The following is a 14,342-nucleotide window of genomic DNA, read 5'->3' as shown; positions in this document are numbered from 1 at the left end:
GAAACCACTCCTGACCAGCGGTTTCTCAAAGCCTTACCCAGCGAACCGACGAATACGTGCCCTTAGGGAATGTCGCCGAGCAGATCGGCGGTCAGGACGGTGCGCGAAGGCAGCCCCAATTTCCGGAGCGCCCGTCCGACGTGGATTTCGACCGTCCTCGGCGACAGGAACAGCCGCTCGCCGATCTCCCGGTTCGTGAGGTTCTGGGCCGCGAGCCTGGCGACTTCGAGTTCCCTCGGCGACAACGCTTCGCCGTAGCCCTTGCGGCCACGCCGGGGCATCTCCGGATCGCATCGCCGCAGCGACCGGCGGCAGCGGAGCGCGTCCACAGCGGCGCCGAGACCCGCGTACGTCGTCTCCGCGGTGGTGAAGGAGGCCACGGCGCGCTCCTGTGCTCCGGCTTCGGAGAAGCAACCGGCCGCGAGTTCGCCGGCGTAGGCGGCGAAATACGGGAGCGGTAGCGCGCTGTAGGCCTGTGCGGCTCCGAGCAGCAACTCCGCGGCGGGAAGCGTCTCACCACGCGCCTGGGTGAGCATGCCCCGGCACAGCAGTGCCGACGCGTTCGCGACCGGGGCGTCCTTGCCGTCGATGCCCTGCCGGTACTCGGCGAGCAGCTCCCGCGCCTCGACGTGCTGCCCGAGGCCGAGCATCGTGCGCACGGCGAACGGCATCAGCTCGGCTGCCCAGACCCAGTTGTTCTTGCGGCGCACGGTCTCCAGGCCGAACTCGGCCAGGCGCCGGGCCGCTTGCAGATCCTTGCCCGCCTGATGGACCGCGACGCGGCCCGCGTACGCCGAAGCCTGCACCGGGACACTGCCCGCGGAAAGCGCGAACGCCGCGTCGAAACTACGCAGTGCCGCCGTCGGCCGGTGCTGCCCGTACTCGTACCAGCCGAGCACGAGTAACGGCTCGGCCGCCAGCGAACCATCCTTGTCGACCCGCGTCAGCATCGCGCGCGCCTTCTCCGCGACACTCGCCCACTCCCCCATCGCGAGATCCAGGCGCAGTTCCGTGCCGTCGGCGAGCGCGTCGAGGTAGGGCTGATGGTCGTCGCGGATCAGCCGCCGCGCCGTCGTGAGGTAGGCCCGCGCGACCGGGTAGTGCCCGTTCCACGCCACCGCGTCGGCCAGGTTGATGTAGGTGCGGGCCACCTGGCGGCAGACCTCCGCCGACTCCGGTGCCCTCGGCAGATCCGCGATCTCCTGCCAGGCCGCCGGATCGGCGATCTGCATACGCGCCGAAAGCCGGTTCGCGGTGATGGCAGCTAGTAACCCGGCGTCGTGTTCCCCCTTGCTCACCTGTTCGGCCTCGTCGAGCCAGCGGAAGTTCTCCTCCACCGGGACGGTGCCGATATGCGGCAGCGCCAGGGTGACCAGTCCTCTGGCGAGCAGCGCCTGCCGCCTGCCGAGATCGGCCGCGCCCAGTTCGATCTCGAGCCTGCCCGCTTCGACCTTGCCGACCTGGTTGATCAGCACCTGCCCGAGATGGACGCGGATCTCGCCCCGCGCGGCCTTGCTCAGCGGCCATTCGCGCAGGATCTCGCGCAGCAGCCGGACCGTGCCGGCGTGCGCGATACTGCGCGGCAGTTCCCTGCCGAGCCGGACGGCGAACGATTCGCGCGCGGTCCGCGGGAGATCCGTGTCCCGCAAGGCCGCTTCGAGCAGGCGGCTCGCCTCCTCGGTGCGGCCGTCTTCGATGGCGTTGTCGACCGCGACGCCGGTCCACTGTGTCCACGCGGCGATGTCGCCGGCCAGCCGCGCGTGACGGGCGATGAGGGACGCGAACGGTTCGACGCTCGCGATGAGCCGGGCGGCGGCACGTCCGTGCATCGCGCACCGCTGAGGTCCGGCGAGCAACGCGTAGACCGCTTCGGCGATCAGCGGACTCCCCGAGACGTAGCGGCCGCGGCCGAGATCCCGCAGCAGCCCCGCCGCCACCGCTTCGGTGATCGCACCGGCGACCTCCGCGGACGCGCCGGCGACCGCGCCCAGATCCTGTTCCCCCGCGGGCGATCCCAGTACCGCGGCGGCGCGGACGACGTCCTGTGCGGCCGGGCCGGTCGCCGCCATCAGCTCGGAAACCCGGCTCCGCACGGTAGGCGGCACCGTCGCCGAGGCCAGCTTGTCCGCCGAAAGGGATTCGGCCGTGTCACCGACGCTCTGGATCAACGCCGTCAGGTCGACGGCGATCCCGGACGTCCGCCGGTGCGCCGCTTCGGCGACATCCGGCGCGCAGCGGCCGAAGGACGCGTCCAGCAGCGTCCGCACCTGGGCGGCGGTGAACGCCGAAAGCGAGACTTGCGCGGCGGTCTCGCGCGGCGCCGGGAATCGCCGCGGCCCGGACGCCGCCGTGCTCACCACCGCGCTCAGCCCCGCGGCCGGGGACGCCGCGAGCCCGCGCAGGAACTCCCTCGTGTCGTCGTCCGCGCAATGGACGTCGTCGAGCACCAGTACCGCCGGGCCGCAGCCGGTCAGCACTTCGCGCACGGCTCGGAACTCCTGCTGCCGGACGGTCTCGGCGTCCGCGTTCTCCGGGAACGGCGGCAGCCACGGGGACCATTCGGGGACCAGCCGCCGGAGGACCCCCGTCACCGGGGAGAAGCTTGCCGCGTGGGCGGCGGCGATCGCGCTCTTGGCGAGCAGCGCGTCGACCAACGGCGCCAGCCGGCACGGCCGCGCGAACGAACCGCACCGGGCGGACCAGACCACGCGCGACGCGATCCCGGGATGGGCGGCCAGCTCTTCGAGCAACCGGCTCCGGCCCACCCCCGGCTCGCCCTCGACGACGGCGACCGACGGCGGGCGCGTGGCGACGCGCACCAGTTCGGCCAATTCGGCGTCGCGGGCCACGAACACCGGTGCCGTACCGATCGTCGGCATGCCCGGGACCATACCGAGAGGACACCCGCCGAAAGGCGGGAACACGAACAGTGACCAAGCACCGCGCGCTTTCCGCTGGTCCACACCACCGGAGTCACGACCTCCGCGCACCGTTAACTCGATCGGGCGACGACGACCTGCGGTGACACCGACCCTCGCATCGGCAATACGGACCCTTAGGTATTGCCGCGAACCTTGCCACGAGACCACCGGAGGGTGAATCTCAGACTGTTCGCAGTGCCCCTCTGTCACCTCCCCACAGCGCAGACCCCCTGCTCGCGCCGGTCGGCCACTCGTTCGGGTAGCCGGAGTCCCCACTTGATCCCTTACGGGTAGCCGCCCGCGCCTGCTTCGCGTTCGATCATCCAGTTAGGAGTGTTCCGACGGTGAAGACCTCGTTCAGGCGCGGGCTGGCCACGGCCTGCGCCGGTGTCGCCGCGCTGGTCGCCCTGCAGGCGCCCGCCACCGCGGCACCCGCCATCACGGCGGCCACCACGATCCCGATCAGGATGCAGGCACAGGAGAAGAGCAACTGGTGCTGGGACGCCAGTGGCAACACGATCGCCGCGTGGTGGGGACATTCCCTCACCCAGACGAAGTTCTGCCAGATCGCGCACAACGAGTCCGGAACGGACTGCGCGAACAACCAGGGCTACCTGAGCGATCAGCAGCGGGTGTTCCGCTGGCTGGGGTTCAGCAACGTCGGCACCTACAGCTCGTCCGGCCAGACGCTGAGCTTCGCCTCCATCAAGGGCCAGGTCGACGCGCGGCAGCCGATCGGCACCCGGATCGGCTGGCGTAACGGTGGCGGCCACATGCACGTGCTCTACGGCTACGACAACACCAACGGCGCGACGACGGTGTACTACGGCGACCCGTGGGGTTCGAGCCCCCGCTACAACCAGATGAGCTACAACGCCTACCGGTCCAACAACTCGTTCACCTGGACCCACACCGTCTACGGGATCAAGGACTGAAACCATGAAGCGAACCTTCCTCGGCGCCACGATCCTGGCTCTCGGACTGTCACTGGCGCTCGGCGGCCAGGCCTCCGCCGCCGACGCCCCCAGCGGCGCGCCGACCGCCGCCGACCTCGCCGCGGTGTCCACTGTGGTCACCAGTGACGCGACCACCCAGCGGCTCGCCAAGGCGCAGTTCCCGGGCGCCGCCAAGGCGGACACGGCGATCGCGGCCAGAACCGCCAAGGCCGATCCGCGGACACCGGTGGCGGTGTATCAGCCGACCGCCGCCTTCATCGCCGGTACCTCCTCGGTCCCGGCCGAGCTCGCCTACGTCGCCACGCCCGCCACCCTGGGCAACGGCGACGCCGCCACCGTGTGGTCGCAGCGCGAGGGCACGGGCTGGTCGGTCTACAACGTCGCCTCGGGTGACGTCGAAAAGCGCCTCGCGGCGCGGATCGGCAAGGGCTATCTCCTGAGCGAACCTCAGGCGGGTGCCTGGTACGCCGTCGACGGGGACACCGTGACGGTCCTCGACGGCTCGTCGGTCGCGAAGACCGGCGAGACGATGACGCTCGCCGCGTACCGCGAAGCCCTGCAGAGCCGCTACGGCGACAAGCTGCCCGGCTCGACCTACGACCGCACCGGTGCCGCCGGCGGTTACGGTTCCGCCCCGGTGGGCGACACCGAGGTGCCGTGGTGGCCGTACGCGCTCGGCGCGGTCTTCCTCGCCGCCGCGGGCACGGCCGTCACGCTGCGGCTTCGCAAGCAGTAGGCGCCAAGGGTGCCGGGACCGCGCGGGGTCCCGGCACCCTACGCGAACGTGTAGTCCTCGATGGGGAAGCTCTGCGCCTCCTTGATCGCGTTCAGCGTGGAGGACGGCCGCAGCAGCGTCGCCTCCCCGTGCGGGTTGAAGTAGTAGCTGTTCGCCGGGGCACAGTTCCCGAGGGTGAAGATGGAGTCGCCGAGGCGTTCGGTCATCCGGTCGAGGAACGCGTCGTTGGCCTCCTGCGTCACCTCGAACTCCGTCGCGCCACGCCGCCGCATCGCGCCGAAGAGCCGGTCCATATGCCGCATCTGGGTCTCGATGGTGGTGAAATAGGACAGTCCCGAGTAGGAATACGGGCTGTTGAGCGAGATGAAGTTCGGGAACTTCGGGATCGCGACGCCTTCGTAGGCCTGGAAACGGTTCTCCCGCCACCATTTCCCGAGGTTCCGGCCGTCGCGACCGATGATCTCGATCGCCGGGAAGTTCGCCTCCCACAGATCGAATCCGGTCGCCAGCACCAGGACGTCGATGTCGCGCCGCCCGCCGTCGGCGGTCTCGATCCCGGTTTCGTCGATCTTCGCGATCGAGGTCGTCTCCAGGTGCACGTGGTCCTTGGTGAAGGCCGGGTAGTACTCGTTGGAGAACGTCGGGCGCTTGCATCCGAACGAATACCGCGGCGTCAGTTCGGCGCGCAGCCGCGGATCCCGCACCTGACGGCGGAGATGCGCCTGGCACCACAGCTTGCCGAGCCGGTTCGCCATCGGCAGCTGCTTGTAGTGCAGGACACCGGAGACCATCATCAGTTCCAGCAGCGCGGTCCCGGTCAGCCGGGCGGCCCGCTGGGTGAACGGCACCGCGGCGAACGCGCGCCGGACCGCCTTGGGCACGGGGAAGTCCAGTTTGGGGCTCACCCAGATCGGCGTCCGCTGGTACACGGTGAGCTCTCGCGCGACCTTCGCGATCTCGGGGATCAGCTGGACCGCGGTCGCGCCGGTGCCGATCACCGCGACCCGCTCGCCCGCGAGGTCGTGGTCGTCGTCCCAGGCGGCGGTGTGGATGACCTTGCCACGGAACGTGTCGATCCCGGCGATGTCGGGTTTCTTCGGCTGGGAAAGGAATCCCGTCGCGGTGAGGAGGTACTTGGCGGTGACCGGGGCACCCTCGGCGAGCGAGACCGTCCAGTGCGCGTTCGCCTCGTCCCAGACCGCGCCGGTGACCACCGAGCCGAACCGCATGTAGCGCCTCAGCCGGTACTTGTCCGCGACGTGTTCGGCGTACCGCTTGAGTTCCGCGCCCGGCGCGAAGAGCCGCGACCAGTGCGGATTCGGTTCGAACGAGTACGAATAGGTGGCCGACGGGATGTCGACGGCCAGCCCGGGATAGCGGTTCACATGCCAGGTGCCCCCGAGGTCGGATTCGCGTTCGAGGATGAGCAGGTTGTCGTAGCCGAGCCGGTTGAGCTGGATCGCCGCGCCCATCCCGCCGAAACCGGCCCCCACGACGACGGCGTCGTACTGCGTGGTCATGCGTTTTCCTCCCGGTGGTTGTCCTGGTCGAGACGGGCGCGATAGCCGTCCCGCTCGGGTGAGTCGGGCCGTAAAGCGCGGTCGTCCCGCACCAGACGGCGGAACGCGTTGAGCGCCGGTTCGGGGGTCACGGCCGCGAGCGTCGCGAGCGCGCCGACGTAGCCGGGCACGGCGATCTCGGCGGCGCGGGTGCGGACGGAGGCGACGACGGCGTCGGCGATCCGGCCCGGTTTCACCTTCGGGATCGGCCGCATGTCGAGCCCCGAGGCCAGCGCGGTGTCGACCGCCGACGGCAGCACAGCGGAGACGCTCACGCCGTGCGGCGCGTACTCCAGCCGGGTCGCCGCGGTCAGCCCGACGACGGCGAACTTGCTGGCGTTGTAGATCGCCAGCCCCTTGACCGGGAACTTCCCGGCCAGCGACGCGACGTTGACGATGTGGCCGCGTCCGCGTTCCAGCATGCCCGGCAGCGCGAGCCGCATACCGTGGACGACGCCGAAGACGTTGACCTCCATGGTCGCCCGGTTCAACGCGTCGGAGAGCTCGAGGAAGCCGCCGTTCGGCATGATCCCGGCGTTGTTGACGAGCACCGCGAGCGGCCCGTTCGCCTGTTCGGCCTCGCCGAGGAACGCGGCGAACGACGCCGGATCGGCGACGTCCAGGTGATGCGCGGTGCCGCCGATGTCCGCGGCGGTCCGTTTCGCGGCTTCGAGGTCGAGGTCGCCGATGGAGACGCGCGCGCCGAGGGCGGCCATGCGTTCCGCGGTCGCTCGGCCGATGCCCTGCCCCGCGCCGGTGATCGCGACGTGCGCGCCGTCGAGATCGAGGTCCGGGTACTTGGTCATGCGCGTACTCCTTCTCGTTCGAAGGCGTCGGCGACCAGGCCCGGCGCCGTCCTCATCGCCGTCGCGAGCACGCGCTCGCGTCGCCGTCCGTCCATGAAGTTGGCGCCCATGGCGGCGAGATCCGCCGGCCCCGGTTCGATCCGGACCACCCGGACACCTGCCGCGCGCAGCCGCCGCGCCTCGTCGTCGACCCGCCTGGTCATCGCCGTCCGCAGCAGCCGTTCCAGCCGGGCCGCACCGCGGGCGGGCGCTCCGCCCTCGCTGCTCATCGGCGCGATGAGCACGACCTCGCCGATGTCGTGGCCGAGCAGGAAATCCGCCGAAGTCGGGGAAACCGTGCCGCCGTCGACCAGCGGGTGTCCGTCCACAACGGACGGGGGGAACCAGCCAGGGATCGCCCAGGAGGCGGCGATGGCCTCGCCGAGGCGCGCGGGCGGCGCTCCCGGGGAGCCGAGCGCGATGCGCTTCCCCGCCGGATCCGCGGCCATCAGCCAGGTCGCGGGATGCGGGACCCAGCCATCGGGCGCCAGCGCGTCGCCGAGTTCGCGCAGCCAGCTCGCGTCTCCCCGGCCCCGGGGCAGAAGGCCCGCGAGGCCGGCGAGCGTGTCGACGTCCCGCCGCAGCGCGGCCCGGACGAGCCCGGCCGCGGGCCAGCGCGGAAACGGCACCGGTGGGAGCCTGCCCGGCATCCGCCGGACGTGCGCGGCGACGACCGCGTCACCGCCGGGCGCGCCCACGACCGCGTCGAGGATCGCCTTCGCCGGGATGCCCGCACCGAGCATCGCCACCGCCTCGGCTCCCGCCGAGGTCCCGACCAGGACGTCCGCCTCGCGGGGATCCCAGCCGAGCGCGTCGAGGACCGCGGCGGTCCAGGCGAACCCGAGGGTCCCGCCGCAGCCGAGCACCAGCGCCCTTGCGGAATGACGTGTCATTTCCGGAACGGTATGTCATTTGAACGCGCGAGGCAATAAGCTGGCGGAATGACGACGGAGATCCCGGTCAGCAGGGCCGCACGGAAGAAGCAGGAACTACGGCGCGAGATCGTGGAGACCGCGTTCGACTGCTTCGCCGAGCGGGGCTACCACGCGACCGGCATCGCCGACATCGCCGCCCGGCTGGGCATCGGGCACGGCACCTTCTACCGGTACTTCCAGAACAAACGGGACATCGTCGACCACGTCATCACGGACCTGGTCGAGAAGGTGGTCGGCGCACTGGCCGCGGACAACGCGCCGGACGCGGTCAACAGCCTGGCCGAGTACCGCAAGCAGAGCGCGCGGATCGGCGACGCGCTCGCCCGGATCTTCGGCGACGACCCGCGGATGGCCCGGTTCCTCCTGCTCGAAGCGGCGGGCATCGACGCCGAGATGCGGGAACGGGTGCTGGACTTCTACGAGACCGCCGCCGAACTGACCGCCGGCTACCTGCATCACGGCGTCCGCCTCGGTTACCTGCACGAAGATCTGGACGTCGACTCCACCGCCCGCGCGATCAACGGCATGATTCTCGCGTCGATCCTGTCCGAACTGCGCGACCCGTCACCGGAACGGCAGGCCGCGATGAGCCGGGCGGTCCGCCGGGTCATGTACGACGGGATCGCGGCCCGTCAGTGACCGGCGCGCTTCAGGATCGCCCTGGCCCGCGCTTCGACCGGCTTGTCGACCATCTGGCCGCCGGCGACGGCCACCGAGCCGTCCCCGGCGCGCGCGATCACTTCCCGCGCCCACTCGACCTCACCGTCCGACGGGGCCAGCCCACGGCTCGCCGCGGCGACCTGGCGCGGATGCACGCACAGCTTCCCGGTGAACCCGAGGGTCTTGGCATGATCCACGTCCGCGGCGAGCGCGGCCTCGTCGTCGAGTGCCGTGGTGACGCCGTCGATCGGGGCGGCCCTCCCCGTGGCCGCCGCGGCGACGACGAGCGCGGACCGCGCGTACCGCAACGCCTCGTGTGACCGGTGGTCGACCCCGAGCTGCACGGCCAGGTCGACGCTGCCGAAGGCGGGCCGCACCACCGCGTCCGCGCCGCAGACCTCCACCGCGCCCGCGATCCCGGCCGCCGTCTCCACCAGCGGGAGGATCGGGACACCCGGCAACCGCCCGGCGAGGGAATCGATCTCCGCACGGGTCTCGGCTTTCGGCAGCATCACCGCGAGCGCGCGCCCGGCACTCGCGACATCCTCGTGGTACCAAGGGGTTCCGGCGGCGTTGATCCGGACGACCGCCTGATGGCCTTCCGCCAGCCACGTCCGGACGTGCTCGCGGGCGGCCTCCTTCCGATCGGGCGCGACGGCGTCCTCCAGGTCGAGGATGACGACGTCGGCACCACTGGCCGCGGCCTTGGCGAAGCGATCCGGCCGGTGTCCCGGCACGAACAGGAAGGTTTTCGCGACGGTCAGGAGTTCGTTCATCGGCCGAGGCTCCGCATCGTTCCGGTCGCCGTCCGCCGTCCGTGGCGATCACGCACGGCGGTGCCGGTCTCGTCCGCTCGCACGATCATGCCCTGATGGTCGAACAAGGGCGCGACGAGCCGGTAGTCGAAGGCCAGCCTCCCGCCGCTCCCCCGCCGCCGCGCGGCTTCGGCCATCGCGAGCGCCTGCAACGGGCCGTGGGTGAGCAGCCCCGGATAGCCTTCGACGTCGCGGGCGTAGTCGCGGTCGTAATGGATGCGGTGGGCGTTGTAGGTCAATGCCGAGAAGCGGAACAACAGCGTCGGCGAGACGTCGATCGCCCATTCGTCCTCGGCCGCCAGCACCTCCGGCTCCTCGACGGGGTTGTCCGCCCGCCCGGCGGCGGCGTCGCGGTAGACGATGTCCTGCTCCTCCTCGACCACGACCTCGCCACCCTGGACTATCCGGTGTCCGGTCACGACGAAGGTCAGCCGTCCGGTGCGGCCCTGTTTCTCCTGTGTGGAAAGCACTTCCGTATGCCGCTCGGCGGGCAGCCCGCATCGCAGCGGGCCGAGTGTCCGTACCCGTCCGCCCGCCCACATCCGGCGGCGCCCGGGTTCCGTGCCACGGGCCGGATGCCCGTCCGGCCCCAGATCGGCCTGGGCGGGCCGGTCCAGCAGGTAGAACCAGTGCCACAGCAAGGGCAGGCCGTCGCGGTCCAGATCCGGCGGCTCGACGTCGAGCAGCGAAGCCAGCGCCTCCGCGGGACCGGGCTGCAGGATTTCCTTCACGTTCGCACCTCCTGGCGGGCATCGAACTCGGCCCGGATCGACTCGTTGTGCGCCCCCAGCGCGGGCACCGGCCCCATGACCGGCTCCCGGCCCGCGACCTCGACCGGCGGGAGCAACGCCTCCAGGGTCCCGGCGGGGGTTTCCACCTCGCGCCACCGATTCCTCGCGGCCAGCTGCGGATGGCGGGTGAACTGCTCCGGCGTCCGCAGCCGGGCATTGGCGATCCCGGCGCGCTCCAACAGGTCCCCGACCTCGTCCGCGGTCGAGCCGCTGAAGGCCTCCTCCAGGATCGCGGTGAGTTCGCCGTCGTTGGCGACACGGTCGTCGTTGGTCCGGAAGCGCGGATCTTCGACGAGCGTCTCCTGTCCCAGCACGTCCCGGCACAGCACGACCCACTCCCGTTCACTTTGGACACTCAGGAAGACCCGGTCGTCACCGGTGCGGTACGGGCCGTACGGCGAGATCGACGGATGCGCCGCCGCCGTGCGCCGCGGCGGTTCCTTGCCGTAACGGGAGAAGTAGGCGGGCTGGCTCATCCATTCGCCGAGTGAATCGATCATCGCGACGTGCAGGCTCGCCCCGCCGCCGGTGCGCTCGCGCTCGTACAGCGCGGTGAGCACGCCGCTGTAGGCGTACATCCCGGTGGCGATGTCGGCGATCGAGATCCCCGCCTTGGCCGGGGTCTCCGGGGTGCCGGTGGACATCACCAGCCCGGTTTCGCACTGCACCAGCAGATCGTAGGCCTTCTTCGTCCGATATGGACCTTCCGGGCCGTAGCCCGAGATCGAACAATGGATCAGTTCCGGGCGTTCCGCGCGCAGGGTCCCGGCGTCGAGACCGAGCCGTTCCACCGCGCCGGGCGCGAGGTTCTGCAGGAACACGTCCGCCTTGCCGATCATCGCGCCGAGCAGCGCCCGGTCCGCCGGGTCCTTGATGTCGAGTTCGACGCTTTCCTTGCCCCGGTTGAGCCAGACGAAGTAGCTCGATTGCCCGTGCACCGTGCGGTCGTAGTCGCGGGCGAAGTCGCCGGCTCCACGGCGTTCGATCTTGATGACGCGGGCACCGAGGTCGGCGAGCTGACGCGAGGCGAACGGAGCGGCGACGGCCTGTTCCAGCGCGACGACGGTGATTCCCTCGAGTGGTGGGCGCATGCTGCCTTCCTCGGTGTTCAGGACGGGATGCGGTGCCGTTCGATCAGCTGGCGCGCGATCACGCCGCGCTGGATCTCGTTGGTGCCCTCGCCGACGATCATCAGTGGCGCGTCACGGAAGTACCGCTCGACGTCGAACTCCGTCGAGTAGCCGTAGCCGCCGTGGATGCGGACGGCGTCGAGCGCGATCTCCATCGCGGCCTCGGAGGCGAACAGTTTCGCCATCCCCGCCTCCATGTCCGCGCGTTCGCCCGAGTCGTAGCGTCGCGCCGCGTGGTGCACCAGCTGGCGGGCGGCCTCGAGTTTGGTCGCCATGTCCGCGAGATGGTTGCCGATCGACTGGTGCTGCCAGATCGGCTTGCCGAAGCTCTCGCGTTCCTGGGCGTAGCGCAGGGAATCCTCCAGCGCCGCCCGTCCGACACCGAGGGCCCGGCAGGCGACCTGGATCCGGCCGATCTCCAGGCCCCGCATCATCTGGGCGAATCCGCGGCCCTCGACCCCGCCGAGCAGTGCCGTGACCGGCGCGCGGAAGCCGTCGAAGGAGAGCTCGCAGCTCTCGACACCCTTGTAACCGAGCTTGGGCAGGTCCCGCGAAACCTCGAAACCCGGCCCTTTCTCCACCAGCAGGATGGAGATCCCCTTGTGCGCGGGTTCGGCGGCGGGGTCGGTCTTGCACAGCAACGCGACCAGCTGGGACCGGCGCGCGTTGGTGATCCAGGTCTTGCTGCCGTCGACCACGTACTCGTCACCCTCGCGCCGCGCCGTGGTGCGGAGTGCCTGCAGATCCGAGCCGCCACCGGGTTCGGTGAGCGCCATCGTCGCGCGGATCTCGCCCGTCGCCAGCTTCGGCAGATAGGTGTCCTTTTGCTCCCGCGTGCCATATGCGGCAAGGAGTTTCGCGACGACGGTATGGCCGCCCATCGCGCCGGCGAGACTCATCCAGCCACGCGCGAGCTCCTCCGTCACCAACGCGTAGCACTGGGCGGAGACCTGGGTCTCGCCCCAGGGCTCGGGCACGGCCAGCCCGAAGACGCCCATCGCCTTCATCTGGTCGACGAGCTTCTCGGGATAGGTGTCCGCGTGGTCGAGCTCCCGCGCGACGGGCCGGACCTCACGATCCACGAACCCGGCCACGAGCGCGACGATCTCGGTCTCTTCCTCGGTCATGTGGTTATCATGAGCGATGATGAGACGGTATGTGAAATACCGAATCATGATGCCCGCATACCGGACCGCGATGAGCAGGGGCGAGGGTGGACTTCAAGCAGCTCAAGGCGTTGGTGACGGTCGCCGAGGTCGGCAGCGTGACCCGCGCGGCCGAGCTGCTGCACCTGGTCCAGCCCGCCGTCACCCGGCAGATCCGCACCCTGGAGCAGGAACTCGGGGTGCCGTTGTTCGAACGGACCCGCCACGGGATGCGCCCCACCGAGGCGGGCGCGACGCTCGTCGAGCGGGCCCGGCGGGCGCTCACCGAACTCGACCGCGCCCGCGCCGAGCTGGCCCCGAAACCCGGTGTGGTCACCGGGATCGTCACGGTCGGCCTGCTGGAGAGCGCCGCCGAACGGCTGGCCGCGCCACTGACGACGGAGGTGCTGCGCGAGCATCCGGGGATCGAACTGCGGCTGCTCACCGCGTACTCGGGACATCTCCAGCGGTGGATCGACGACGGCGACGTCGACCTGAGCCTGCTCTACAACCTGACCAGCACGCCGTCGCTCAACGTCCGTCCTCTGGTCCGTGAACGACTATGGGCGGTCGCTCCCCCTTCGGCCGGGCTCGATCCCGCACGACCCGTCCCGTTCGCCGAAGTGGCCTCGCATCCGCTGGTCATGCCCTCCGAGGGGCACGCGCTACGCACCCTCATCGACGGCGCGGCCCGCGAGGCCGGCGCCGAGGCGGAGGTCGCCGTGCAGACCAACGCGATGACCCTGCAGAAACGCCTCGTGCTCGGCGGGCACGGCTGGACGATCCTCCCTGGCATCGGCATCGCCGCGGACGTCGCCGACGGCACGCTGAGCGCGGCTCCGGTATGCGAACCGGAGGTCTGGCGCACCGTCGTCCTCGGCACGCCCAGGACGGGGCGCGTCACGCCCGCCGTCGACACCGTCGCGCGGGCACTGGTCCGGCAGATCCACCGGACCGTGCGGGAGGGCGAATGGCCCTCGGCACGGCTCTGGGAAGACCGAACAGGAGAAGAATGAGCACGCTCACCGGCAACGCCGTCGCCGCAGACGGTGCCCGGCTGGCCTACCAGTGGCACGGCACGGGCAGGCCCCTCGTGCTGCTGGCCGGGCAGGCGAACGACCACACGTGGTGGGACCGCACGCGCGGGGACTTCCCGAGCACGATCACCATGGACTACCGCGGTACTGGTGCGAGTGACGCGCCCGATTCCGCTTACTCCACACCGGGTTTCGCGGACGACGTGATCGCGGTCCTCGACGAACTCGGGGTCGGCGAGGCCGATGTCTACGGCACCTCGATGGGTGGCCGCGTCGCGCAGTGGGTCGCCGCGCGGTATCCCGATCGGGTGCGGCGGCTCGTGCTCGGCTGTACCTCGCCGGGTGGGACGCACGGTGTCGAGCGGTCGAACGACGTGCGGCTGGCCCTGGCGCGACGGTCGTCCGCGGAAGCACGGGAGACGCTGGAGGACCTGATGTACACGCCCGCCTGGCGAGCTGCCAATCCCGGCCCGTACCGGGTGCTGGGCGCGCACGGCATGCCGCCGCACGCGGTGCGCGGACATCTGGTCGCGAGCAACACCCACGACGCGTGGGACGTGCTTCCGGAGATCACCGCGCCCACGCTGGTCCTGCACGGTGACGACGATCTGCTCGCGCCTGTGGCGAACGCGCCGCTGCTGACGGAGCGGATCCCCGACGCGCGAATGCATCTCTTCGCCGGGGCGCGCCATGCCTACTTCGACGAATGCCGTCCCGAATCGAGCGAGCTGGTGAGCGACTTCCTCGGGTAGACCATGCCGGCCGGGTATGTGCCCATCGCGGATTTCTATTTCTCAACCGCAGGGATCACA

At 70.6% G+C, this 14,342-nt stretch carries 13 protein-coding genes; 5 read left to right on the top strand and 8 right to left on the bottom strand.

The genetic code is table 11. The annotated features are described in order from the left end of the window. Window positions 1-62: 62 nt before the first annotated feature. Entirely contained in the window at window positions 63-2,879 is a 2,817-nt protein-coding gene (locus H4W30_RS44105; protein WP_264082805.1) for an ATP-binding protein, read from the bottom strand. 386 nt (window positions 2,880-3,265) lie between these two features. Here H4W30_RS44105 and H4W30_RS05560 point away from each other — a divergent pair, with 386 nt between their 5' ends. Further along, window positions 3,266-3,856: a papain-like cysteine protease family protein gene (locus tag H4W30_RS05560; protein WP_126734369.1), complete on the top strand. Its 591-nt coding sequence runs from the start codon at window positions 3,266-3,268 to the stop codon at window positions 3,854-3,856. A gap of 4 nt (window positions 3,857-3,860) precedes the next feature. Then, window positions 3,861-4,613, top strand: a complete 753-nt coding sequence (locus tag H4W30_RS05555; protein WP_192741791.1) for a hypothetical protein — start codon at window positions 3,861-3,863, stop codon at window positions 4,611-4,613. 38 nt (window positions 4,614-4,651) lie between these two features. On the opposite strand, the gene H4W30_RS05550 is transcribed toward H4W30_RS05555, so the two are convergent. The 3 genes from H4W30_RS05550 to H4W30_RS05540 are packed head-to-tail and all read right to left on the bottom strand — an operon-like array spanning window position 4,652 to window position 7,910. Then, window positions 4,652-6,133, bottom strand: coding sequence for a flavin-containing monooxygenase (locus tag H4W30_RS05550; protein ID WP_192741790.1), 1,482 nt, complete (start codon window positions 6,131-6,133; stop codon window positions 4,652-4,654). Beyond that, on the bottom strand, window positions 6,130-6,978 hold the full coding sequence (locus H4W30_RS05545; RefSeq protein WP_192741789.1) for an SDR family oxidoreductase: 849 nt from the start codon (window positions 6,976-6,978) through the stop codon (window positions 6,130-6,132). Before H4W30_RS05545 ends, H4W30_RS05550 begins: the two co-directional genes overlap by 4 nt. Further along, window positions 6,975-7,910 carry a patatin-like phospholipase family protein gene (locus H4W30_RS05540; protein ID WP_225948778.1) on the bottom strand — a complete coding sequence of 312 codons (936 nt, stop codon included), beginning with the start codon at window positions 7,908-7,910 and terminating at the stop codon, window positions 6,975-6,977. The genes H4W30_RS05545 and H4W30_RS05540 overlap by 4 nt, the downstream gene beginning before the upstream one ends. Before the next feature lie 48 nt (window positions 7,911-7,958). Between H4W30_RS05540 and H4W30_RS05535 the strand changes: the two genes are divergently transcribed. Further along, a complete protein-coding gene (locus tag H4W30_RS05535) occupies window positions 7,959-8,591 on the top strand; it encodes a TetR/AcrR family transcriptional regulator (protein ID WP_192741788.1) in 633 nt (210 codons plus the stop codon). Here the strand turns inward: H4W30_RS05535 and H4W30_RS05530 are convergent. Genes H4W30_RS05530 through H4W30_RS05515 form a run of 4 tightly spaced genes read right to left on the bottom strand, consistent with a single transcriptional unit; the run spans window position 8,585 to window position 12,475 of the window. Next, window positions 8,585-9,388, bottom strand: a complete 804-nt coding sequence (locus H4W30_RS05530) for an HpcH/HpaI aldolase/citrate lyase family protein (RefSeq protein ID WP_192741787.1) — start codon at window positions 9,386-9,388, stop codon at window positions 8,585-8,587. The genes H4W30_RS05535 and H4W30_RS05530 overlap by 7 nt on opposite strands. After that, window positions 9,385-10,158: a mesaconyl-C4 CoA hydratase gene (locus H4W30_RS05525; RefSeq protein ID WP_192741786.1), complete on the bottom strand. Its 774-nt coding sequence runs from the start codon at window positions 10,156-10,158 to the stop codon at window positions 9,385-9,387. The genes H4W30_RS05530 and H4W30_RS05525 overlap by 4 nt, the downstream gene beginning before the upstream one ends. After that, complete coding sequence (locus H4W30_RS05520) at window positions 10,155-11,309, bottom strand: CaiB/BaiF CoA transferase family protein (protein WP_192741785.1); 1,155 nt, start codon at window positions 11,307-11,309, stop codon at window positions 10,155-10,157. The genes H4W30_RS05525 and H4W30_RS05520 overlap by 4 nt, the downstream gene beginning before the upstream one ends. A 17-nt stretch (window positions 11,310-11,326) precedes the next feature. Continuing rightward, on the bottom strand, window positions 11,327-12,475 hold the full coding sequence (locus tag H4W30_RS05515; protein WP_192741784.1) for an acyl-CoA dehydrogenase family protein: 1,149 nt from the start codon (window positions 12,473-12,475) through the stop codon (window positions 11,327-11,329). Window positions 12,476-12,561: 86 nt separating this feature from the next. Here H4W30_RS05515 and H4W30_RS05510 point away from each other — a divergent pair, with 86 nt between their 5' ends. Both H4W30_RS05510 and H4W30_RS05505 read left to right on the top strand, forming a co-directional pair. Then, entirely contained in the window at window positions 12,562-13,509 is a 948-nt protein-coding gene (locus tag H4W30_RS05510) for a LysR family transcriptional regulator (protein ID WP_192741783.1), read from the top strand. Further along, on the top strand, window positions 13,506-14,282 hold the full coding sequence (locus H4W30_RS05505) for an alpha/beta fold hydrolase (RefSeq protein WP_192741782.1): 777 nt from the start codon (window positions 13,506-13,508) through the stop codon (window positions 14,280-14,282). Before H4W30_RS05510 ends, H4W30_RS05505 begins: the two co-directional genes overlap by 4 nt. Window positions 14,283-14,342 lie beyond the last annotated feature (60 nt).

Origin of the sequence: Amycolatopsis roodepoortensis (genome assembly GCF_014873915.1) — a bacterium.
GTDB lineage: Bacteria > Actinomycetota > Actinomycetes > Mycobacteriales > Pseudonocardiaceae > Amycolatopsis > Amycolatopsis roodepoortensis.
Note: the sequence above shows the minus strand (reverse complement) of the source record. Positions and strands in the feature narration are given on the sequence as shown.